The sequence below is a fragment of the Amycolatopsis sp. NPDC023774 genome, from assembly GCF_040639695.1.
Taxonomy (GTDB): domain Bacteria; phylum Actinomycetota; class Actinomycetes; order Mycobacteriales; family Pseudonocardiaceae; genus Amycolatopsis.
Genome location: NZ_JBFAAJ010000016.1, coordinates 68,640 through 90,676, shown reverse-complemented (window position 1 = coordinate 90,676; position 22,037 = coordinate 68,640). Strand labels below are relative to the sequence as shown.

19 protein-coding genes are annotated in these 22,037 nt (G+C 70.3%); 11 read left to right on the top strand and 8 right to left on the bottom strand.

Annotation, left to right across the window (positions count from 1 at the left end; all coding sequences use genetic code 11):
• The first annotated feature begins 143 nt into the window (after window positions 1-143).
• Together AB0F91_RS28480 and AB0F91_RS28475 are read left to right on the top strand one after the other, a co-directional pair.
• Entirely contained in the window at window positions 144-1,658 is a 1,515-nt protein-coding gene (locus AB0F91_RS28480; RefSeq protein ID WP_360602262.1) for an ABC transporter ATP-binding protein, read from the top strand.
• 311 nt (window positions 1,659-1,969) lie between these two features.
• Entirely contained in the window at window positions 1,970-3,685 is a 1,716-nt protein-coding gene (locus AB0F91_RS28475; RefSeq protein WP_360602260.1) for an ABC transporter ATP-binding protein, read from the top strand.
• Between the two features lie 346 nt (window positions 3,686-4,031).
• Here AB0F91_RS28475 and AB0F91_RS28470 read toward each other — a convergent pair whose 3' ends face one another.
• Window positions 4,032-4,490 carry a hypothetical protein gene (locus AB0F91_RS28470; protein WP_360602258.1) on the bottom strand — a complete coding sequence of 153 codons (459 nt, stop codon included), beginning with the start codon at window positions 4,488-4,490 and terminating at the stop codon, window positions 4,032-4,034.
• 144 nt (window positions 4,491-4,634) lie between these two features.
• On the opposite strand from AB0F91_RS28470, the gene AB0F91_RS28465 reads away from it, so the two are divergent.
• Window positions 4,635-5,153: a methyltransferase domain-containing protein gene (locus AB0F91_RS28465; protein ID WP_360602256.1), complete on the top strand. Its 519-nt coding sequence runs from the start codon at window positions 4,635-4,637 to the stop codon at window positions 5,151-5,153.
• A gap of 88 nt (window positions 5,154-5,241) precedes the next feature.
• On the opposite strand, the gene AB0F91_RS28460 is transcribed toward AB0F91_RS28465, so the two are convergent.
• The 3 genes from AB0F91_RS28460 to AB0F91_RS28450 form a co-directional block, all read right to left on the bottom strand.
• Complete coding sequence (locus AB0F91_RS28460; protein WP_360602254.1) at window positions 5,242-6,552, bottom strand: MFS transporter; 1,311 nt, start codon at window positions 6,550-6,552, stop codon at window positions 5,242-5,244.
• A gap of 32 nt (window positions 6,553-6,584) precedes the next feature.
• Window positions 6,585-7,910, bottom strand: a complete 1,326-nt coding sequence (locus AB0F91_RS28455) for an MFS transporter (RefSeq protein ID WP_360602252.1) — start codon at window positions 7,908-7,910, stop codon at window positions 6,585-6,587.
• A 169-nt stretch (window positions 7,911-8,079) separates the two neighbouring features.
• Entirely contained in the window at window positions 8,080-8,850 is a 771-nt protein-coding gene (locus AB0F91_RS28450; protein ID WP_360602250.1) for an IclR family transcriptional regulator, read from the bottom strand.
• A 115-nt stretch (window positions 8,851-8,965) separates the two neighbouring features.
• Here AB0F91_RS28450 and AB0F91_RS28445 point away from each other — a divergent pair, with 115 nt between their 5' ends.
• The 6 genes from AB0F91_RS28445 to AB0F91_RS28420 are packed head-to-tail and all read left to right on the top strand — an operon-like array spanning window position 8,966 to window position 15,442.
• Window positions 8,966-9,568 (top strand): SRPBCC domain-containing protein, encoded by a 603-nt coding sequence (locus tag AB0F91_RS28445; RefSeq protein ID WP_360602248.1) that lies wholly within the window; start codon window positions 8,966-8,968, stop codon window positions 9,566-9,568.
• Complete coding sequence (locus tag AB0F91_RS28440; RefSeq protein ID WP_360602246.1) at window positions 9,565-10,449, top strand: FAD binding domain-containing protein; 885 nt, start codon at window positions 9,565-9,567, stop codon at window positions 10,447-10,449. Before AB0F91_RS28445 ends, AB0F91_RS28440 begins: the two co-directional genes overlap by 4 nt.
• Window positions 10,406-12,724 carry a xanthine dehydrogenase family protein molybdopterin-binding subunit gene (locus AB0F91_RS28435; RefSeq protein ID WP_360602244.1) on the top strand — a complete coding sequence of 773 codons (2,319 nt, stop codon included), beginning with the start codon at window positions 10,406-10,408 and terminating at the stop codon, window positions 12,722-12,724. The genes AB0F91_RS28440 and AB0F91_RS28435 overlap by 44 nt, the downstream gene beginning before the upstream one ends.
• The gene (locus tag AB0F91_RS28430; RefSeq protein ID WP_360602242.1) at window positions 12,721-13,200 is read left to right on the top strand and encodes a (2Fe-2S)-binding protein; all 480 of its coding nucleotides are present in this window, start codon (window positions 12,721-12,723) and stop codon (window positions 13,198-13,200) included. The genes AB0F91_RS28435 and AB0F91_RS28430 overlap by 4 nt, the downstream gene beginning before the upstream one ends.
• Complete coding sequence (locus tag AB0F91_RS28425) at window positions 13,197-13,982, top strand: alpha/beta fold hydrolase (protein WP_360602240.1); 786 nt, start codon at window positions 13,197-13,199, stop codon at window positions 13,980-13,982. Before AB0F91_RS28430 ends, AB0F91_RS28425 begins: the two co-directional genes overlap by 4 nt.
• Window positions 13,979-15,442: a UbiD family decarboxylase gene (locus AB0F91_RS28420; RefSeq protein ID WP_360602238.1), complete on the top strand. Its 1,464-nt coding sequence runs from the start codon at window positions 13,979-13,981 to the stop codon at window positions 15,440-15,442. The genes AB0F91_RS28425 and AB0F91_RS28420 overlap by 4 nt, the downstream gene beginning before the upstream one ends.
• On the opposite strand, the gene AB0F91_RS28415 is transcribed toward AB0F91_RS28420, so the two are convergent.
• The 4 genes from AB0F91_RS28415 to AB0F91_RS28400 all read right to left on the bottom strand — a co-directional run bounded on the left by AB0F91_RS28415 (window position 15,421) and on the right by AB0F91_RS28400 (window position 18,933).
• Window positions 15,421-16,173 (bottom strand): maleylpyruvate isomerase N-terminal domain-containing protein, encoded by a 753-nt coding sequence (locus tag AB0F91_RS28415; RefSeq protein ID WP_360602236.1) that lies wholly within the window; start codon window positions 16,171-16,173, stop codon window positions 15,421-15,423. The genes AB0F91_RS28420 and AB0F91_RS28415 overlap by 22 nt on opposite strands.
• Window positions 16,174-16,264: 91 nt before the next feature.
• Window positions 16,265-17,020 carry an alpha/beta fold hydrolase gene (locus AB0F91_RS28410; protein WP_360602234.1) on the bottom strand — a complete coding sequence of 252 codons (756 nt, stop codon included), beginning with the start codon at window positions 17,018-17,020 and terminating at the stop codon, window positions 16,265-16,267.
• Between the two features lie 95 nt (window positions 17,021-17,115).
• Complete coding sequence (locus tag AB0F91_RS28405; RefSeq protein ID WP_360602232.1) at window positions 17,116-17,832, bottom strand: hypothetical protein; 717 nt, start codon at window positions 17,830-17,832, stop codon at window positions 17,116-17,118.
• 63 nt (window positions 17,833-17,895) lie between these two features.
• Entirely contained in the window at window positions 17,896-18,933 is a 1,038-nt protein-coding gene (locus AB0F91_RS28400) for an acyl-CoA dehydrogenase family protein (protein ID WP_360602230.1), read from the bottom strand.
• A gap of 104 nt (window positions 18,934-19,037) precedes the next feature.
• Here AB0F91_RS28400 and AB0F91_RS28395 point away from each other — a divergent pair, with 104 nt between their 5' ends.
• Window positions 19,038-20,237 (top strand): acyl-CoA dehydrogenase family protein, encoded by a 1,200-nt coding sequence (locus tag AB0F91_RS28395; RefSeq protein ID WP_360602228.1) that lies wholly within the window; start codon window positions 19,038-19,040, stop codon window positions 20,235-20,237.
• A gap of 25 nt (window positions 20,238-20,262) precedes the next feature.
• Entirely contained in the window at window positions 20,263-21,822 is a 1,560-nt protein-coding gene (locus AB0F91_RS28390) for an AMP-binding protein (RefSeq protein WP_360602226.1), read from the top strand.
• Window positions 21,823-22,037: the final 215 nt, after the last annotated feature.

Here is a 22,037-nt window from a genome sequence, read left to right as displayed (position 1 = left end):
AACCGGCGGCGCCCGGGGATCGGCTCTTGGCGGAAGTCGCCAAGCGGGACCCGTGGCGGGTCGGGGTGCTCGTCGTGGTCGGGCTCGTCGCGGTGGGGGCGAGTTAGTTGTTGCCCGGGGCGTTGGCGAGTGCCACCGATGCCGTGATCGGCGGCAGAGGCGCGGTACGGCAAGTCGCCTGGCTGGTCGTCGTCGGTGGGGCCGAGATCGTGGCCGATGTGGTCGGCGGGGTGGTCGTCGTGAGGGTCACCAGTGGCGCCGGCGCCTGGCTGCGGCGCAGGATGATCGACCGGCTGTTGGCGCAGAAGACGAAAACCCCGTTCGCCGAAGGGGATGCGGTGAGCCGGATGGCCGGGGACGCCGTGGGGGCGGGCAGCATCGTGCCGGTCGTAGTGCAGCTGGTGTCCTCCGCGGTGATCTCCGTCGGGGCCGTCGTGCTGCTCGCGGCCCTCGACTGGCGGCTCGCGCTCGCGTTCCTCGGCAGCATCCCCGTGGCGCTGCTCCTCGCCAGGTCGCACCTGAAGAACACCGCCGACGACGTCCTCACCTACCAGCGCGTCTCCGGCGAGCTCGCGGCGCGGCTGCTCGACGCCAACGCCGGATTGGCCACGATCGCCGCGTCCGGGACCGCGGACCAGGAAGCCGAGCGCGTGCTGAAACCGTTGCCGCGCCTCAGTCTTGCCGGGCGCGGGATGTGGCGGACGCAGGCGAAGATGGTGTGGCGCGCCGCGTTGCTGTTGCCGGCCGTGGAGCTGGCGGCGCTCACCGCGGCGGGGTTCGGGGTGCTCGGACACCGGCTGACGGTCGGCGACGTGCTCGCCGCCCTCGGCTACGTCGCCCTCGGCATGGGGCTCGTGACGCAAATCCCGTTGCTCACCACCGTTTCGCGGGCCCGAAGCTGCGCCCAGCGCGTCGCCGAGGTGCTCGACGTCGCCACCCCCGAGCGCGGCAAGCTCGGCCTCCTGCCCGGCAATGGGACGCTCACCCTCCACAACGCCACCGTCCAAGGCGCCCTGCGCCCCACCACGCTCACCATCCCCGGCGGCACGTTCACCGCCATAGTGGGGAAATCCGGCTCCGGTAAGTCCACTGTGGTCAGTATCCTGGGGGGCCTCACCACACCCGACGCCGGCCAGGCCCACCTCGACGGCCGGGACCTCACCACCCTGCGCCCCGAGGAACTCCGCGCCATGGTCGGCTACGGCTTCGCCCGGCCGCACCTGCTCGGCACCACCGTCGCCGACGCCGTGGGCTACGGCAGCTGGGCCGGTGACACCGCCGTCCGCGCGGCCTGCCGCACCGCCCGCATCCACGACGTCATCACCCGCCTCCCCCATGGCTACCACACGCCGCTCGCCGAAACCCCGCTGTCGGGCGGGGAAGCCGCGCGCGTGGGCCTCGCGCGGGCCATCGTGCACAACCCGCGCGTCCTCCTCCTCGACGACGCCACCGCAAGCCTCGACACCGTCACCGAACAGTCCGTCCTCGCCGACGTCGGCGGAACAACCCTGGTGGTCGTCACGCACCGCGCCGCCCTCGCCTCCCGCGCCGACACCGTTGCCTGGCTCGAGGACGGCCACGTCAGAGCCATCGCCCCGCACGACGTCCTGTGGCGGAACCCGCGGTACCGCGCCGTGTTCACGGAGGAGGCGGGATGACCGGCAACGAATTCCACCGCACGACGTCCACTCGACAAGTCCGCACCACCTCACCGCCGGCGGCAGCACCCGCGGCGCCGGCGCAGCCGCACGAATCCGGCCGACCGGCGGCGCGAAGGCACGTCCGAACACCTCGCGAAGGCGGCGGGAGTACCGGCAAGGACCTCCGCCGCACGCCACCCCCTCGCCGACTCCGCACCAACCCATCCCGCACGGCAAAACCCGCAGCGCCGAGCACGCACCCCAACCGCACGAACCCAGCCCGCTGGCGACGCGAAAGCGCGCTTGAGCAGGTCACGGAGGAGGTCGGAATGAGCGTCGGTCACCTCTACCGGGCGACCCTCCTGCGGCAATGGCGCGGCGGGCTCGTCCTCCTGGCGTGCTCCGTGCTGGAAGGGGCACCGGCGTTCTTCTCCGGGCGGTTGGTCGAACTGGCGGTCGACCGGGGGTTCGCGGTGGGGGCGCCGAAGGCCGGTGTCGGCTATCTCGCGTTGTTCGGGGTGGCGGCGCTGGCGGGGGCGTTCGGGTCGCGGTTGGTGTGGCGGCAGATGGGGCTGGTGGTGGAGCCGCTGCGGGACGCGCTGGTGACGGCCGTGGTGCGCGGCGTGCTCCACGACCCCGACCCGCCGCGGAACGCGGCCGACGCGAGTGGCGTCGCGAGGATCACGCAGCACGTGGAGGTGGTGCGGGACGCCACGGCGGGGCTGCTCGTGCAGGCACGTGCGATGGTCGTGACCACGGCGGCTGCGATCGCGGGGCTGGTGACCGTCGCGGGGCGGCTCGTAGTCCCGGTGGCGGTGCCCGTGGCGGTCGCGATCGCGGCGTTCGCGGCGCTGCTGCCGTCGCTGGCACGCAGGCAGCGGGCGCTGGTGCTCGCCGACGAGCGGACCGCCGAGACCACCGGCGCCGTGCTCGGCGGGTTGCGGGATGTCGTGGCGTGTGGGGCAGAGCCGAGAGCGGCGTTGGCGGTGTACGACGCCGTCGAGAAGCAGGCCGAGGCCGCCGTCGAGGTCGCACATTCCGGGGCGGCGAGGTCGCTGGTGATCTCGTTCGGGGCATTCGTGCCGTTGATCGCGAGCTTGGCGGTCGCACCCGGGCTGGTTGCCAGGGGCGAGCTGACGGCAGGCGCGGCGCTCGGGGCATTGGTCTGTCTGGCGACGACGATGCAACCAGCCCTGCGGGGCCTGGCCGCCGCAGCGGGCACCGTCGTACTCAGGCTGATCGTGGCGCTCAAGCGGCTGGCCGAGACCGCCGAGGTTCCCCCGCAGAAACCCGAAACCGAAGTAGCCCACAGCACAGACCTGAACGTTCGCGGCCTCACCTTCCGCTGGGGCGCCGCACCCGAACCCGTCGTGCGTGGACTGGACCTCGACCTGCGGCCCGGCGACCACCTCGCCGTCGTCGGCCCGAGCGGGATCGGCAAGTCGACCCTCGCCGGGCTGCTCACAGGACTGCTCACGCCCCAGGCCGGGCAGGTGCTGCTCGGCGGCGTACCCGTCGGCGAAGCCGCCAACCGGCACGAGCTCATCGCCCTCATCCCGCAGCAGGCCTACGTCTTCGCGGGCACACTGCGCGACAACCTCGGCCTCTTCGCTCCCACCGCGTCGGACGAGCACCTCCGCAACGCGGCCCAAGCCGTCGGCGCCGAAGAGCTGCTCACCCGCCTCGGCGGCCTCGACGCCGTGCTCGGCCACGAAGCCGAAGGCCTCTCTGGCGGCGAAGCCCAGCTCATCGCCCTCGCCCGCGTCCACGCGAGCGCGGCGCGCATCGTCGTCCTCGACGAAGCCAACTCCACTTTGGATCCCGCCGCCGAGGCCCGCGCCGAGCGCGCCTTCACCGACCGCGGCGGCACGCTGGTCGTGATCGCGCACCGCCTGTCGTCCGCCGTGCGGGCGCGCCACGTGCTCGTGCTTGACGGGCACGACACCCTGCTCGGCAACCACGCCGAACTGCTGGTCCGCTCAAGGCGATACGCGGCACTGATGCAGGCGTGGCTGCCCGCCGAACCAATCCGGACAGGACCCTGACCGGCCCTGCGCGCGGAACATTCGAACACAGCCACTCGCCCTGTCGACAAATCAATTCGGCGACTATCCGGCCAGTGGGATTCACCACCCTCCCCCGGATGTGTTATTCACCCGTTCAGCTCAGCACACGTCCAAGAGGTCGCCCGCTGGGGTCATTACCACCGGAAACTCCGGTAATCGACTCCTCACGCCACGTGATGGGTCACGGTGGGCCACTCATCGGCAAGTAGTCGGTTTCGACGGTGCGGACGACCGTCACCTGGACTTGTTGCGCGTTCGTGCTTCGCGCATCGGCTCAATGCCTCCCGCCTCCAGTTGGCGGACAGACAAGCGAGCCGTCGATAGATTAGACGGAGGTATACCGCGCCGCTACGTCTGACGGGGCGATCCGGACACGGAACAGGTCGGCGACGGCGTCGAGCCGGTCGGTGACCAGGCCGTATTCGCCGGCCACCTGATCGAGGAACTCGCGAGGACTCCTCGACCCGACGGTCTCGCCGAGGACCCGCACCACGTATTCACCCGTGGTGTCGAAGGCGAGCGAGAATTCGACAGGAGTTGTGTCGTCCGCAACGTTCGGGGGGAATTCAGGCGGTGTCGTCAGGCTCTTTTCTCCCTGGCTGCCCAGCAGGCCCTTCGGACCCGCCTGATGGCGCGCATGATGATGGCATCGGCCCCGTAACGCGTCCAGCCGCCAACCGGGCTGCGCGCCGGGCGCCGGCTCGAGTGTGCGCGCCCGCGTACTCGCAGCACGGCTTCGTGTCGATGCGTTGTTCAGGTGAACTCTTTGCTCTCGCAAGCACACTCAGGCACAGCTTTTCGGGTCCGTTTTTTACCATGAACCGGGCCATCATGGTGCCACTGATCGGGCGCTCGACCTGGTTCGTCGGCATCTCGAACAACGACGCGCTGACGGCGAAAGCGCAGCGGCTGGCCGCGGCGCTTTGGCTTGGCGGACAAGGCTTTCTTCCACTCGGTCGGGGACACCGAGTACCGGACGCTCGGGGCGTGGCCGGACGCCGCGTTCGCGGCCATCACCTACCAGGAGTCGGTGGTCCACCTACCGGACAAACAAGCCTTCTTCAACGCCGCGTTCCGGGTGCTGCGCCCGGGCGGCACCCTGGCCGCCGTGGACTGGATCCAGCGCCCGTGGGGCGAACACCGCAGCCCCGAGCAGATCGAGGCGGTGATGGCCGAGGTCAACCGCGGCTTCTGCATCCCGCACCACGCCACCGTCGAGCAGTACCGGGACATGCTGGTCTCCACCGGGTTCGACGTGCGCGAAGCGGTGGACCTCTTCCCGTCCGGCCTTTGCTGGGGCTCGACGCCCGAGGAGGAGCGGGACAAGTGGCTCACCTACGAAGGTGAGCGCAACGATCTCTTCCACGACTCGAAGATCGCGCTCGACGCGGCCCGGGCCGCCGGCGTGTTCTCCGTGGCCAAGCTGGTCGCGACCAAGCCGGCCTAGCGTCTGCCCCTTGGGTGGTAGGGCTTTGCCCGGTCTCGCGCTCGGTGCGGAGCGACCACGTGCCGGACAAAGCCCTACCGCTGGACGCCTATTCGACCGCTTCGATCCGCCGTCCGGTCGAGTCGGGCGCGGCCAGGGAGAGCACCGCAGCCGCGACCGGGCCGACGATGCCGAACGCCAGGGCGAGCGGAACGGTGCCCGCGATCGACAACGCGATGAGCGGGAACAGGCCCGCGCCCAACCCGCGACCGGCGTAGTAGCTGAGGTTCGAGCCGGTAGAGCGCACGCGCGTGGGGAAGAACTCGGCCATCCACACGCCGAGCACACCGAAGCCGCTGGCGCCCGCGGCGCACAGCATCAGCGCCCAGAACGTGGGCGCGCCCCAGAAGTTCGAGCCGATCTTCGCGTTGTGGCCCACCACGAGGATGAGGAACCAGGCGAAGCCGATCACGCCAAACGCACCGGCTGCGAACATCGCCCACTTGCGCTTGATCACGTCGGACAGCATGCCGGCCATGGGGTAGGTGACGGCCGTGACGATGAGGTTCAGCAGCACGATCAGGCTGGCCGTGCCGAGCGGCACCTTCTCCACCTTGATCAGGAACGTCGACAGATACGAGATCATCGAGTTCGTGGTCAGGAACAGAGCCGTCGCGATGCCCATGAACAGGATGGTGCCGCCGGCGTAGCCCTTGCGGAACAGGTCGACGATCGGCACCTTGGTGCGCCGCATGTCCTCGGGCACGCGACCCTCGCGCAGCTCGCGCTGGTAAGTCCGCCACTGCTCCGACTCCGGCAGCATGATCGCCGACAGCACACCGATGAGCAGCGTCGCGGCGCCGATGATGATGTAGCCCGCGCGCCAGCCCGACGCGGTGCCGAACTGGACGATGCAGAAGTAGATGACGCCTTCGGTCACGATCTGCCCGACGATGTACATCGACTGGATCGAGCCGCCCATCAGGCCGCGCTTGCTCGTCTTCCACGCCTCGGCGAACATCGAGTACGACAGGCCGAAGAGCCCGCCCATGCCGACCCCGGCGAGCAGCCGCGTGAGCAGGAACAGTGCGTAGTTGGGCGCGAGCCCGCCGAGCAGCGCGGCGATGCCGAACACGACCACCGAACCGGTGTAGGTCCAGCGGCGGCCGTAGAGGTCGCCGAGCCAGCCGACGAGAATGCCGCCGGCGATCGAGGCGAAGCCCTGCAGCGTCGCCACCTGCACGATCTGGATGGTGCTCACGTGGAGGCTTTCCGACAGGTACGCGAGCGGATAGCCGACGAGGTTCAGCTCCGCGCCGTCGAACAGGGTGCCCAGGAAGGCGAAGATCAGGATGCGTGCGGTGGCCGGGCGCAAGCCGGTGCCACCGCCGGTCGGCGCGTTGATGCGAACGGTCGACATTCGGGGCCTTTCACGGGGAAGGGATCAGGCGGTCAGTCGGGAAGCTGCTGACCGCGGGTTTCGGGGCAGAACGGGGCGACGACGAGGCCGAGGATGTAGATGAGCCCGACGACGGTGGCAGCCACGCCGTATCCGCCGAGCTGCGAGATGATCGCGCCCGCGGTGAGCGGACCGAGGAACGCGACGAAGCGCGCGGCGTTGAAGACGAACGCGGCACCGGTCGCGCGCAGGTGCGTCGGGTAGAACTCGGGCAGCCACACCGGCATCCAGGTGTATTGGCCGAGGGTGAAGAAGCCGTTGATCACCAGCACGATCACGATCAGGCCGAGGCTGTGCGTCCACAGGAACAGCACGGGTGTGAGGACCAGCGACGCACCGAAGAACAGCAGCACCGCGGGTTTTCGGCCGTAACGGTCGGCGATGAAGCCGAACGAGATGTACCCGGCGATGGCGCCCGCGTTGTAGATCATCCCGGCCGCACTGGCCCACGACTGGCCCGAAGCACCGTTGCTGGCCGCGACTGAAGCGACGTACGCGGGCACCCAGGTGGAGATGCCCCACCAGCCGAGCGTGGTGACCAGGGACATGAGCGACCCGAGGATGGTCAGCTTGCGCAGCTTGGGGTCGATCATGATCTGGCGCAACGTGAGCCGCGTGAACGACTGCTCGTGCTCGGTGAGCTGCTGGTCCTTGCGTTCCTTGAGCTCCTTGCGCCGCTTGTGCGCACTCTTCCAGTTCTCGGACTCCGGCACGGACTTGCGCAGCCACAGCGCGAACAGCGCCGGCAGCACGCCGATCAGGAACATGTAGCGCCACGAGTCCGCGCCCAGCGGTGCGATGAACAGCCAGCATGCCGACGCGATGAAGAAGCCCAGCCCGAGGCCACACTGCATGAGACCCGCGGCCTTGGCCCGCGCGTTGGCCGGCCAGGTCTCGGCGACCAGCGACGTGCCCGTGCCCCATTCCGAACCGAGCGCGAAGCCGGTGATGAAGCGCAGCACGAGGAACGACGCCCAAGACCACGAGGCCGCGGTGAGGCCGGTGAACGTCGCGTACAGGACCATCGACGTCAGCAGCGCCCGGCGCCGGCCGAAGTAGTCGGCGAAGACACCGCCGAGGATGCCGCCGAAGCCCCAGCCCAGGAGCGTCACGGCGATCGTGGCGCCGGTCAGGAAGGCGACCTGGCTCGCGGGCGCGCCGGGGTCGAGCCGCTTGAGCACCACCGCCGCCGTGAGGATCAGGGCGTAGGTCTCGAAGCCGTCGAACAGCCAGCCGAGGTTGGCTGCGATCAGTGACCGCCACTGGGTGCGGGTCAGGGTTTTGGTCCACGAGGTGGACTTGACGGCGACGTCGCTCACGGCCATCTCCTTTCCGGGCCGCCATGGGCCGGACCGAGATTCAAATACGGGACAGGTTGTCCTCTATTGAGGACATTGAGTCCCGCATGCGGCACATTAAGCGAGCCGGTCGACAGCGGTCAAGAAACGCGCAATCAGGGAAGATCGGGACACTTCCGCAGATGCGGAACTATTCGCCGGTTTTGACCGCGCCGCCGGTACGATCTGTGATCCTGAGCCCGCATTCGCGGATCAGCGGGCCATGTTGATCCACAGTGGACTCGTTCAGCTCCGAAGAGAACGCGAGCGTGCAGACGACCATCGACACGCGGCGCTGAGCGTCGAACACCGGCGCCGCCAACCCGGACTGACCGAGGTCGAACTCCCTGATGCTGACGCTGTAGCCGCGCTCACGCGTGGCGGCCATCTCCTCACGCAGCGCGGCCCGCGTGGTGATGGTTTCAGTCGTGAAGCTCTCCAGCCCGTAACGGTCCGCGAGCCGCTCGACGTTCGCCGGGTCCTCCCACGCGTAGAACGCGCGCATGATCGCGGGCGCGGAGAAGGGGAACGTGTCGCCGATGCCGACGGTGATCCGCACCCCCTTGCCCCGGTCACCCTTGGCCAGCACGGAGTACTCGGCGGCACCGTGGCGCTGCACCGCGAAGACGATGAAGCCCGTGCGCTGGCTCAGCGCATCGAGCTCCTGCTGCACGATGTCGGTCATCCAGTCCTCGGACACGCGGGCCATCGACAGCAGCCGCGGCCCCAGTGACCAGCCGCCGCGGTCGCCGCGCGTTGCGGTCCAGCCGGCCCGCTGCAGCGTGCCGAGGATGTTGTACGCCGTACTGCGGTTGAGCCCGAGCTCCTCGATCAGCGCCCCGGAGGACACCGGCTCCGGCCAATCGCGGGCAATCCGCTCCAGGAGCCGCACCGCGTTCAGCACCGCCGGAACGTCGCTCATGATCCGTCACCCCTCGCCATTCTGCTTCAGCGCACGGTAGCCGAGCCCTTTCCGGACTCGCCAGGACCGTGTTAACGTCCTGTAGAGCAGACACTAAGTCCTCTATGGTGGTCATATGAAGCTAGGATCCTCCTTTGTCGTCCCCGCGGACCACAAACGCGTTTTCGCCCATTTCCTCGACCCGGACACGATGCGGGTCGCCATCCCCGGCGCCGCGGAGCTCGTCCGTTCGGACAGCACGCATTACCGCGGCAAGCTGGTCAACGAGATCGCGCACGTGAAGTTCAGCGCCGGGTTCTCCGCCGAGATCACGGAGCTGACCGAGCCCGAGGAGGTCAAGGCCCTCCTGAAGGGCGAGGACCACAAGCTCGGCAGCTCGATCAAGATCGACGCCCGGCTGGGCGTGCAGCCCGACGGCGAGTCTTCGTCCAAAGTGGAGTACAGCCTCGACGTCGCGATCTGGGGCAAGATCGGGCGCATGGGCGAGTCGATCGTCCGGCGTCGCTCGCAGGAGGTGGAGCGGGAGTTCGTGGCCGCGTTCGCCGAGATCTGCGCCGCGGGCCCGCCCGGACCGGACAACCCCGGGCTTGCGAGCGTGATCGCCAAGCGGGAAGGCCCCAAGAAGCGGGTCTCCGAGACGCCGGCCGGTGCCGCCGCGCCCGCGAAGGAATCGTGGTGGCGCCGCCTGCTCGCGAAGCTGTTCGGCGGCAAGAAATGACCGCCTACCACTACCCCACCACGCTCGACGAGACCTGCGCGCTCCTCGACGACGGTGAGGACACGATGGTCTACGGCGGCGGCACGGCCGTGCAGATCCTGCTCAAGCAGGGTGTGCTGTTCGCCACGGACCTGGTCGACATCGGCGGCGTGCCGGGCCTGGACGAGATCACCGAGACGTCGAAGGGGCTGCGGGTCGGCCCACTGGTCACGTTGCGGCGCATGGAAACCAGTCCGATCGTCCGCCGGGTCGCCCCGCTCGCGGCCGAGGTCTACAGCCGCGTGGCCAACCCGCGTGTGCGCAACACCGCGAGCGTCGGCGGCAACATCGCCCACGGCGACTACCGGCTCGACCCGCCGACGGCGTTGATGGTGCTCGACGCGACCGTGGAGCTCACCTCGCGCCGCGGTTCGCGCAAGGTGCCGGCGCGCGAGTTCTTCGTCGACTTCCAGCAGACCGCGCTGGAGCACGGCGAGCTCGTGTCGGCGATCGAGATCCCCAGCCAGCCCGAGTCCGCGGGCGCGCACTTCGCGAAGCTCTCCAGCCTCGCGGCCAACGACTGGCCCGCGGCTTCGGCGGCGGCGCTCGTGGTGGAGCGCTCTCGTGGCAAGCGCGACGTCCGGCTCGGCCTCGGCGCGTTGAGCCACGTGCCGGTGTTCCTGCAGTTCGAAGCGTCGGCCGATACCTCCGTGGACGACGTCGTCGGCGCCGCGAAGGAAGCCGCGACACCCCTGCTCGACCCGATTCCCGACGTGCGCGGGAGTTCCGACTACAAGCGGCGCCTCGGCCTCGTGGCCGTCGAAGAAGCCGTCCGCAACTCCTGGAAGGGGGGCAGCGATGACCACCGTCGAGTCTCGATCTTCGGTCGCCGCCGTCGGTGAGCGCTGGGCGCGCGTCGACGGCCGGGCCAAGGTCCGCGGCGAGCTGCGCTATGCGGCCGACCAGCCGGTGCGGCCGTGCCTCGACGTCGCCCTGCACCGCAGCACCCGCCCGCACGCGAAGATCACCGCCATCGACACGAGCCGCGCGCTCGCGGCCGAGGGCGTGGTCGCCGTGGTGACCGGCGCGGACCTGTACGCGGAGTTCGGTGACCGGCTCATGACCGGCCCGGCGTTCTCCGACCAGCCGTGCCTCGCCTACGGCAAGGTGCGCTACGTCGGCGAACCGATCGTCGCGGTGATCGCCCACGGCGCCAAGCAGGCGCGGGAGGCGGCCGAGCTGATCGAGGTCTCCTACGACGAGCTCGAGCCGGTGCATGACGTCGACAAGGCCGTGCAGGGAGCGCCGTTCGTCCACGACGAGCTGCGGCCGTCGATCGTCTTCGGCGACCTGAAGCACCTGCGCGGCAAGCGCGACACGAACGTGAACTACGAGTACAACCTGCGCAAGGGCGACCCGTCGAGCGTCAGCGGCACCACCGTGTCGTACGACTTCTGGTGCCCGCCGACGCACCACGTGCCGATCGAGCTGCCGTACGCGGCCGCGTGGTGCGAGGGCGAGCGGCTGGAGCTGCTGGCCACCACACAGACGCCGTCGTACGTGCGGCAGTCGCTGGCCGACCTGCTGGACCTGCCGCTGAACCGCGTCCGCGTGCGCACCGCGCCCCTGGGCGGGAGCTTCGGCGCGAAGATGTACGACCGGCTGGAACCGCTGGTGGCGGCGCTGGCGTGGACGCAGAAGATGGCCGTGAAGATCACGGCGACCCGCGAAGAGGCGTTCCTCCTCACCACCCGCCACGGTTGCGCGGTGGCGGGCAGCATGACGGCGGACGAGAACGGCATGATCGTGGCGTCCACTTCGGACGTCCGCTACGACACCGGCGCGTACGCCGACGTCGGCCCGCGCATCACCGCGAAGTCGGGCCTCGTCGCGCCGGGTCCGTACAAGATCGAAAACGTGCGCGTGCGCTCCCGGTGTGTGTACACGAACAAGCCGTCGGCCGGGCCGTTCCGCGGGTTCGGCGTGCCGCAGGTGACGTGGGCGCACGAGTCGCTGGCCGACGAGCTCGCGCGGCAGCTCGGCGAGGACCCGGTGGAGTTCCGCCGCCGCAACATGCTGCGCGAAGGCGACGTCGCACCGGTCGGCACACCGATGCACAGCGCCGACTTCCTCGGCAGCCTCGACGCCGTGACCGAGGCGATCGGGTGGGGCACGCCGTTCGTGAAGCAGGAGGGCACGCTGGTGCGCGGCCGCGGCGTCGCGGTCGGCGTGAAGGCCGTGCTCACGCCCACGATCTCCAACGCCGTGGTGCAGCTCAACCAGGACGGTTCGGCGTCGCTGCTGATCAGCACCATCGACATGGGCCAGGGCAGCGACACGATCATGGCGCAGATCGCGGCCGAGGTGCTGTGCCTCGGCGAGGGCGACGTGCGCGTGGTCCAGGCCGACACCGACGTGACGCCCTACGACACGATCACCGCCGGCAGCCGCTCGACCTACCACACCGGCAACGCCGTGCGCCTGGCCGCGGAGAACATGCGCGACAAGCTCGTGGAGCTCGCGGCGGAGCGCTTCGGCGTGGCGGCGACGGACATCAAGCTCACGTCCGACGGTCTCGTCAGCGCGCAGACACAGGAGACCGTCTCCGTGTCGGAGCTGCTGCACGGGCACTTCGGGGCGCGCGGCACGACGCTGACGGCGGAGGCGAACTTCACCACGTCGTGGCAGCCGTACGACCACGAGAACGGCCTGTCGCCGCAGGTCACCGAGCACTGGTTCGCCGGTGCGGCCGCGGTGCAGCTCACCGTGGACACGGCTACCGGGCGCGTGCACATCGAACACCTGGCCGTGGCCGGCGACGTGGGCCACGCGATCAACCCCGCGATGGTGGAGCAGCAGCTTTCCGGCGCGGCGATCATGGGCATCGGGCACGCGCTGTTCGACCAGATGGTGTTCGACGAGGGCCAGATCTTGAACGGCACGCTGCTGGACTACCAGCTGCCGTCCATCAAGGACATGCCGGACAAGCTCACGCCGATCATCATCGAGAGTCCACATCGGACGGGCCCGTTCGGCGCCAAGGGCGTCGGCGAGACCACCATCATCCCGCTCGCGCCGGCCATCGCCAACGCCGTGCGCGACGCGACCGGCGTGCGCATCACGCAGCTGCCGCTGACGCCGGAACGCATTCTGACCGCGCTGGAGGAACAGTCGTGAGGGAGATCGAGCTGAAGGTCAACGGCCTGCGCCGCAAGCTGGGCGTGGCCGACGACGAGCTGCTGCTCGACGTGCTGCGCCGCGAGTTCGGCGCCACGAGCGTGCGCGAAGGCTGCGGCGTCGGCGCGTGCGGCGCCTGCACGGCACTGGTCGGCGGCAAGAGCGTGTCGACGTGTCTCTCGCGGGCCGCGCGCTTCGACGGTGCGGAGATCACCACCGCCGACGGCCTGCCGGCCGACGACGAGGTGGTGGACGAGTTCGTCGCCAACCGAGCGATGCAGTGCGGCTACTGCATTCCCGGGTTCGTGATGATGGCCCACGAGCTGCTGGGCGAGAACCCGCAACCGACCGACGAAGAGGTCGTGGAGCACTTGGAGGGCAACATCTGCCGCTGCGGCACGTACTCCGAGATCCACGCCGCGATCAAGGCCGCGGCCGCGCGCCGGGCCGCCAGGAACGAGAGGGCCACCGCGTGAACGTCGAAACCCCGCAGGGCATGCTGCACGTCCACCGGACGGGCTCGGCCGGCCGGCCGCTGCTGCTCCTGCACCCGCTCGCGCTGTCCGGAGCGGTCTGGGACCCGGTGGCGCGGTTCTTCGAGGACAAGGCTCAGGTCCTGGCGCTGGACGCACGGGGCCACGGTGAGTCCACTTGGGATGGTGCCGACTTCACCGTGGACGACATGGCGGCGGACGCGGCGGCGGTGCTCGCTGCCGCGGACGCCGGCCCCGCCGACGTCGTGGGCCTGTCCATGGGCGCCAGCACCGCGCTGGCCCTCGCGGCGACCCGGCCGGAGCTGGTGCACCGGCTGGTCCTCGCCGACGGCACGGCTTACTACGGCGACGACGCGGTGCCCGTCTGGGCGGAGCGAGCCGAGCGGGCGACGACGGTGCCCCGGGACAAGCAGCTCGACTTCCAGCGTGACCGGTGGTTCGCCGAGCCGTTCCGCACCGGCCACCCGGACGAGGTCGAGCGCGTCTGCGAGATCTTCCTCAAGACCGACTCGGCCGCCCACGGCGCGGCCTGCCGCGCACTCGGCGGCCTGGACGCACGCACCCGCCTCGGTGACGTGACGGCTCCGACGCTCGTGGTCGTCGGTGAGGAGGACTACGCGACTCCGCCCGCGATGTCCGAGGCACTGGCCGCGGGCATCGCCAACGCCGAGCTGCGCGTCCTGGAGAAGACCCGGCACCTCAGCCTCCTGGAGCGACCGGACCTGTGGCCCTCGCTGGCCTCGTTCTTCGGCGGCACGCAGTGACGGACGAACCCCTCCTCAGCCTCCGCACCCATCTCGACGCCATCGCGGGCTACGGGGAGCTGCGCGACGTGAAGGGCGCCGACTGGGACCTCGAGCTGGGCGGCATCGCCGAGCTGAGCTACCGGATGGACCCACCGCCCGCGTTGCTGTTCGACGACATCAAGGGTTACGGGAGCGGCCTGCGCGTGTTGACGGGCAGCACGGGTTCGCCACGCCGGCTGGGCCGCACCCTGCGGCTCGGCGAGGACCTCGACTCCGTCGGCGTGGTGGACGCGCTGCGCGGCAAGCCTTCCCAGTGGTCGGCCACGGCGCGGGACTTCCCCGTGCTGCCGGTGACGGACGCGCCGCTGCTGGCCAACTCCGTGCCCGGCTCCGAGGTCAACCTCCTCGACTTCCCCGTCCCCCGCTGGCACGCGGACGACGGCGGCCGCTTCATCGGCACCGGCTGCTTCGTGGTGACGTCCAACCCGGAAACCGGCGTCCACAACGGCGGCTGCTACCGCATGGAGGTCCAGGACGACGGCCGCGGCGTCACCGTCGCCATGGTCCCGGGCAAACACGGCGACCAGAACGTGCGAGCGTGGTTCGAAAAGGAAGGCCGGGCGCCGGTCACGGTGTCGTTCGGACACGACCCGCTGCTGCTCGTGCTCGGCGGCACGGAGGTGCCGGGCGGGGTTTCGGAGCTGGAGTACGCGGGCGCCGTCCTCGGCTCCCGCGTGCCGGTCGTGCTCGGCCCTGACACCGGCCTCCCCATCCCCGCGGGCAGCGAGATCGCCATCGAGGGCTGGCTGCGGCCGGACCACCAGCGGGACGAAGGCCCGTTCGGCGAGTGGACCGGGTACTACTCCGGCAAGCGCCGGCCGAACCTGGCCATCGACATCACGCGCATGTACTACCGCGACAACCCGATCCTGCTCGGCGCCCCGCCCGGGAAACCGCCGCACGACTACTCGTACATGCGCACCGTGATGAAGTCCGCGATGATCCACGACGAGCTCGCCGCCACCGGCGTGCCTGGTGTGGTGAAGGCGTGGGCGCACGAATCGGGCGGCGGGCGGCTGTTCATCGCCGTTTCGCTGCAGCAGCGCTACCCCGGACACGCGCGGCAGGTCGCGTACCTCGCCGCCCAGTGCCCCGCCGCGGCGTACATGAACCGCTACGTGGTCGTCGTGGACGACGACGTCGACCCCGCCGACCCGGACGAGGTCATCTGGGCCATGTCCACCCGCAGCGACCCCTCGCGCGACATCGAGATCATGAAGCAGACGTGGGGCAGCAAGCTCGACCCGCTGTACGTGGACGGTTCTCCCGCCTACAACAGCCGGGCCATCATCGACGCCTGCCGCCCCTTCGAACGGCTCGCTTCGTTCCCGAAGGTGGCTTCGAGTGATCCCGCGTTCTTGAGCTCGCTGGCCACGAAATGGAGCGACGTGCTGGATCAGAAGCCAGGGAACAGCTGACGGAGGCCATCGAGGGTGGTGTTGCCGGTGGTCTGGAGGCCGTCCTCCGGGCGGTTGCGTCCGTAGAAGAGCCGGAGGACGGCCTCTCGGCCGCCGGTGAGCTGCGCTTCGCTGGGGTTTTCGGCTTTGCTTCCAGTGAGGTGCAGTTCGCTCTCGGTGATCTCCAGGCTGCCGCCCGGCACGGTGACCGTGCGCGGTGCGAGCCGCTTTCGGGTGTCGGCGTCGTGGAACCGGCTGACGATGAGGTCGATCCGCTGCCACAAAAGCTCGCTCTCGCGCACCGCCGCCGCTCGGTCCAGGACCACCTCGATGTCCCAGCCGTGAAGCGCCTGCTCCGACAACCGGTATCCCGCATACTCGCTCAGGCTCAGCGGACCGGCGAAGTACGGGACGGTGATGGTCTCGCCGACCGTGGCCAGCACGTCGCGGTGGGTCTGATCGGCTTCGAACCACGCTTCCCGCTGCTCAGGCCCCGCCATCGCGTCCCACTTCGCCCACACCGGCTTCGCGTCGTCCCCGGTCGGCGGCGTCTGATCCCCGTCCGCACCTCGGCGCACGAGCGTCGTGCAGATCTCCGCCGCACTCCCCAGGTGCGACAGCACCTGCGCGACGCTCCACCCGTCGGGCCTCCCGAACGCGGGCAGCGCGAGCTTCTCCTCAGGCAGTTCCTGAACGATCTTCCGCAGCCCCACGGACGTCGAATCGAGGGCGGCAAGCCAGCTGTTGGTCATACCCGTAGCCAACCGCCACCGGGCCGCCGATGGTCCCACCGCACCCCACGCGTCGCTGAGAGTGGTCATAAGCCGGACTTGGGTCCGAACCTCACACCATGAGGTAGCGCTTGGCCCAGGTGGCGAGGATGTCCGCGGCGAACGCGGCGTCCGCGCGGCCCGTGAGCAAGTGATCGGCACCGTCGAGCGCGACGAACGACTTCGGGTGCCGCGCGGTGTCGAAGATGACGCGGGCGTTCTCCACGCTCACCTCGGCGTCGACCGGCGAGTGCAGCACCAGCAACGCCGCCTTCAGCCCGCGGATCCGCTCGGCCTGCGGCTGCGCCGCGATATCCTCCAGGAATTGCTTCTTGATGCGGAACTTCCGCCCGGCCAGCACGACCTCGGCCTCACCCTGCCGCTCGATCTCCTCGCGACGGTCACCAAGCAGCTTCGCCACGTGCTGCGGATCCGCCGGCGCGGCGATCGTCGCCACGGCCCGCACCTCGGGCACCGCATGCCTCGCCGCCAGCACGGCCGCCCCGCCGAGCGAGTGCCCGACCAGCAGCTGCGGTGCCTCGTACTCTTCGCGCAGGTGGTTCGCGGCCGCGACGAGGTCGCCGACGTTCGAGCTGAAGTCCGTGTTGGCGAACTCGCCCTCCGACTCGCCGAGCCCGGTGAAGTCGAACCGCAGCACAGCCACCCCGAACGCTGTGAGCCCCCGCGCGACCCGCGTCGCCGCGAGCACGTCCTTGTTGCACGTGAAGCAGTGCGCGAACAGCGCGTACGCCTTCGGCTTCCCCTCCGGCAACTCCAGTCGAGCCGCCAGCTGCGTGCCATGCGACCCGGCGAACTCGAACCTCGTCACGTGCTCTCCTCCAGAACTCACCCGGAGTCGATCAGATCACGCAGGCCACCACCGAGTCGACCAGCCGTGTCCCGAAGTACAGCGAAAACTGTCCATCAGCCGCACTTCACGGAGGCGTCCAGCAACGCGACGTACGTGACCTTCGCGCCTTCGGCCGTGAAGTCGTACGTCCACGTCGGGTGCCCCGGCACGACCACCCCGAAATGCCCCTCGGGCGTCGGCTTCAGGCCCTTCACGTCATACAGCCGGTGCAGATCGGCGAGCGCCGTGCCCGCACCGGCCCCCTCCGGTGTCTTGACCTGCGGCGGAGCGACAACCGACCGCAGCTTCTCACCGGAGAAGACGGCGCCGCCGCTCGCCGCGAGGTCGGCCGCGCGCTCCTCGCGCAGCTCGGTGACGACGACGGTGGCCGCCGCGGCTTGCGCGCTCAGCTTGGCCGCCGCGGCCGACTGAGCGGCTGACTTCGCGTAGTCAGCCGCCGAACCGTGCATCCCCGGATCCAGCACGTGCGCGTCGGCGTCCTGGGCCTTCCGGTTCAGGTCGTCGGCCTTGGCAACGGCCCGCCGCTCGGCTTCGAGCGCGCCCGGCTCGGGCGCCGGCCAGCCCGCGAACGAGTACGACCTGCAGCCGTCGAAGCCCGACATCGGCTCGGCCGCGAGCGTGGTGCCCGTGGCCGCCTTGGTGACGCCCGGCGCGAGGCCGCGCAAGCCATCGGGCCCCAGCACCTCGGGCCCGGGTGCGCTCGCCTGCGGCCCGGAGCTGCACGCCGCCAACACCACGAGCAGCACAGCACCGATCACGACAATCCGCATGAATTTTCCCCCTCTTTCCGGGTCGGAAAACTACCCGAACCGAATCAAGAAGGCACCCACGTTTCAGGCGAACACGTGCTCCGCCACCGCGTCGAGCTGGCGTGCCGCCGAGCCGAGGAGCTGGCGGCGCGCGCGGGTGTGCTTGAGGTGGACGTGCGCCGGGTGTTCCCAGGTGAAGCCGATACCGCCGTGGGCCTGGAGGGAGTCGCGCGTGGCGGCGTCGGCGGCATCGCTCGCGGCGACCACGGCGGTGCGCGCCGCGGGCAGGGCCTCGACACCGGCGTCCACGGTGGACGCGGCCCACTCAACCAGCAACCGGGCTGCGTCGAGCTGCACGAACCGGTCGGCGAGCAGGTGCTTGAGCGCCTGGAACGACCCGATCGTCCGCCCGAACTGACGGCGTTGCTTCGCGTACTCCACCGCCCCCTCGAGCGCCCGCTGCCCCGTACCGACCAACTCGGCCGCGAGCACGGTGAGCACCCGGGCCGACACCTCGGCCGAAGGCAGCTCGACAACCGGCACCCCGGAAAGCGCCACCACCGCAGCCGGCTCGATCACGTCGAACGCGCCCACCGACTCCCGCCGCACGCCGGCCGCCTCCAGATCGATCCGCACGAACCGACCCTCGACCGCCGCCACGAGCACATCCGCGTCGAGCCCGAACGGCACCGCCCGCAGCACGCCGTCCACAGTGGACCCGCTCAGCCGCAACGGCGAACGATGCCCGGGAAACACGGGGAACGTCTCCCACGCCGCCACCGCCACGGCCGAACCATCCACAAAGTTGTCCACACTGTGCACAGAACTCAGCGCGGCCACCGCGGAAACCGCCGCGGCGAACGGGAGCCGCGGCAACGCGGTCCCGACTTCCCCGGCCACCACACACAGTTCCCGCAAACCACCGCCGGACCCGCCGCGCTCCTCGGGCACGCCCAACCCGAGCAGCCCGGCGTCGGCGAAGGTCTTCCACAGGGCTCCGTCGAGGCCCGCGTCCACCGCTTCCCACGCCGGCGGCAGCGGCGCCGTGCGCGCGGCGTCGGCCAACATCCGCCGCACCGCCGCGGCGAGCTCGCGCTGTTCGTCCGTCGTCGCGTAACCCATCACGCCTCCTCGAAGAACCGGGCCCGCATCGAAGCATTGACTATCGAGTCTATCTACGCAACTGTTGAGGTCAGGACGGAGTTGTCACCCAGGTAGGAGGCCGCGTGGGAAGCTTTCGCGAGCAGGTCCGCGAGTTCGTCGCCGCCCTCGTGCCGCCCGGCTGGCGCGGCATCGGCGGCCTCGAGGGCGACGCCTACGCCGAGTTCCGCGCCCGGGCCCGCGCGGGGCTGGCGGAGCGCGGCTGGGTCGCGCCCGCGTGGCCCATCGAATACGGCGGCGCCGGCCTCAGTCCCGCAGAACTCGTGGTGCTGGTGGAAGAGCTGTCCACAGCCGGGATCCCGTTCGGCTCCGACAACGACGCGTTCGGCATCGGCATGCTCGGCAACACCATGCTCCGCTGGGCGAAACCCGAGCTGCTCCAGCAGTTCCTGCCGCGCATCGTCTCCGGCGAGTACGTGTTCGCCCAGGGCTTCTCCGAGCCCGGCGCCGGGTCCGACCTCGCGTCGCTCGCCCTGCGCGCCGAGCCCGACGGCGACCGGTGGCGGCTCAACGGCCAGAAGCTGTGGTCCTCGGGCGCACACCTGGCCAACTGGATGTTCGTGCTCGCCCGCACCGACGCCGAAGCCGCGCCGCACAAAGGGATCAGCATGCTGCTGGTCCCGCTCGACCAGCCCGGCGTGGAAATCCGGCCGATCCGCAGCATCACCGGCGGCACCGACTTCAACGAGGTGTTTTTCACCGACGCCACCACCGACCGAGAGCTCGTGGTCGGCGACGTCGACCGCGGCTGGGCCGTCGCGATGACCTTGCTCGGCTTCGAGCGCGGTGAAACCGCGCTGCACGCCCCGATCCGCTTCCGCGCCGAGCTCGACCGGCTGGTCGACCTGGTCCGGGAGCGCGGCCTGGACACCGATCCGGACGTCCGCCGGCGCGTCGCGTGGTGCCACGTGCAGGTGGAACAGCTGCGCTGCCACGGCCTCCGCACGGCCGCGCACCTGATCGACGGCGAAGAGCCGGGGCCGCGTGCTGCGGCCTTCAAGCTGCTGTGGAGCGAGTACCATAGCGTGGTCACGGAGCTCGCGCTCGACGTGCTCGGACTCGACGCGCTCACGCCGTCGGGGCGGCCGTCGCCGAACTGGTACCACACCGACGATCCCGGCGCGCCGAACTCGACCGCGTCGTGGACCAGCGTCTACCTCAACTCTCGCGCCGGCACGATCTACGCCGGCTCATCGCAGATCCAGCGCGGCATCGTCGGCGATCTGCTGCTCGGGCTGCCCAAGGAACCGAAGCCCGCGCGCTGAACCAGCGGCCTGCCCAGGAGGAGCGATGGCCATTCGCAGCACGTACCCCGACGTCGTCGTCCCAGACGGATCCCTGCCCGGCCTGCTGCTGGGCTCGCTCACGCCCGAGGAGGCCGCGCACCCCGCGGTCATCGACGCCGGTTCGGGCAAGCGCCTGACCTACGGCGAGCTCGCCGCGGCCGTCGAGCGTCTGGCCGCCGCGCTGGCCGCGCGCGGCATCGGCCTGGGCGACGTCGCCGTGCTCGCCGCGCCCAACTGCGCCGAGTACCCCGTGGTGTTCCACGGCGTGCTGCACTCCGGCGCCGCGGTGTCGCCCGCCAACCCGCTCAACACCCCCGCCGAGCTGGCGCACCAGTTACGTGACGCGGGCGCGCGGATCCTGTTCACCACCTCCACCGGGCTCGGCAACGCGCGCGCCGCCGTGAAAGAAGAAGGCGTACGTGTCGAAGAGATCGTGGTGCTCGACGCGGCCGACGGCGTGCCGTCGCTCGACGACCTGCTCGCCGGCACCGCCGCCGTGCCGCCGGAACCGAAGGCCGACGACCTCGCCGTGCTGCCGTACTCGTCGGGCACCACCGGCTTGCCGAAGGGCGTGCTGCTGACGCACCGGAACGTCGTCGCCAACCTCAACCAGATGCAGGCGCTGATCCAGCTGCGCCCGGGCAAGCGGGCGATCGCGGTGCTGCCGCTGTTCCACATCTACGGCATGAACGGGATCATGAACATCAGCCTGCTCAACCGGGCGACCGTGGTGACCATGCCGAGGTTCGACCTCAAGGGCTTCCTCGCCGCCGTGGCCGAGCACCGCGTGGACCACGTGTTCATCGCGCCGCCGATCGCGCTCGCGCTGGCGAAGGTCCCGTTCGTCACCGACTACGACCTCGGCTGCGTCGAGCTGGTGATGAGCGCCGCCGCGCCGCTCGACGCCGGCATCGCCGAGGAGCTGGCCGCGCGACTGAACGTCACGGTCGTGCAGGGCTACGGCCTCACCGAGACCAGCCCCTGCACCCACGGCATCCCCGCCGACCGGCCCGATGTCGACCGCGGCTCGATCGGGCTGCTGATGCCGAGCGTCGAGGCGCGCGTGGTCGACCCCGTGACCGGCAAGGACGCCGAGCGCGGCGAGCTGTGGGTGCGCGGCCCGAACGTGATGCGCGGCTACCTCAACAACGCCGCCGCCACCGCCGCGACCATCGACTCCGACGGCTACCTGCACACCGGCGACATCGTGACCGTCGACGACGGCGGCGTGTTCCACGTGGTCGACCGGCTCAAGGAACTGATCAAGTACAAGGGTTTCCAGGTGCCGCCGGCCGAGCTGGAGGCGCTGCTGCTGACGCACCCGGGCATCGCCGACGCGGCCGTGATCGGCGTGCCCGACGACGAGGCGGGCGAGGTGCCCAAGGCGTTTGTCGTTCGGCGGTCACCGGAGCTGGACGAGGCCGCGGTGCAGGCATTCGTGGCCGAGCGGGTGGCGCCGTACAAGAAGGTGCGGCAGGTGGAGTTCGTGGACGCCATCCCGAAGTCCGCCGCGGGCAAGATCCTGCGGAAGGTACTGCGGCAGCGGCAGGTCGCTCACCGCTGAGCCCGCAGGCGGTCGCCGAACTCGACACCTCTCCGACGACGACGGACGACGACGCGGGGCAGCCTCGCGCTTGAACAAGACCTCCGCTGTGTCGGAACCGCTGGCAGATCGTCACTGGGGACCCTCGCGACCGTCGCGATGATCACGCTGGTCTTCAGCGTCCGGCAGCCCTAAGCACCTCGACCAGGGATTCACGGAACTGCTCCACGACGCGC

Coding starts and splice junctions, on each gene's coding strand:
- AB0F91_RS28390 (WP_360602226.1), top strand. CDS start 20,263: ATGGCCATTCGCAGCACGTACCCCGACGTCGTCGTCCCAGACGGATCC.
- AB0F91_RS28435 (WP_360602244.1), top strand. CDS start 10,406: ATGACCACCGTCGAGTCTCGATCTTCGGTCGCCGCCGTCGGTGAGCGC.
- AB0F91_RS28445 (WP_360602248.1), top strand. CDS start 8,966: ATGAAGCTAGGATCCTCCTTTGTCGTCCCCGCGGACCACAAACGCGTT.
- AB0F91_RS28475 (WP_360602260.1), top strand. CDS start 1,970: ATGAGCGTCGGTCACCTCTACCGGGCGACCCTCCTGCGGCAATGGCGC.
- AB0F91_RS28440 (WP_360602246.1), top strand. CDS start 9,565: ATGACCGCCTACCACTACCCCACCACGCTCGACGAGACCTGCGCGCTC.
- AB0F91_RS28460 (WP_360602254.1), bottom strand. CDS start 6,552: ATGTCGACCGTTCGCATCAACGCGCCGACCGGCGGTGGCACCGGCTTG.
- AB0F91_RS28400 (WP_360602230.1), bottom strand. CDS start 18,933: ATGGGTTACGCGACGACGGACGAACAGCGCGAGCTCGCCGCGGCGGTG.
- AB0F91_RS28415 (WP_360602236.1), bottom strand. CDS start 16,173: ATGACCAACAGCTGGCTTGCCGCCCTCGATTCGACGTCCGTGGGGCTG.
- AB0F91_RS28405 (WP_360602232.1), bottom strand. CDS start 17,832: ATGCGGATTGTCGTGATCGGTGCTGTGCTGCTCGTGGTGTTGGCGGCG.
- AB0F91_RS28450 (WP_360602250.1), bottom strand. CDS start 8,850: ATGAGCGACGTTCCGGCGGTGCTGAACGCGGTGCGGCTCCTGGAGCGG.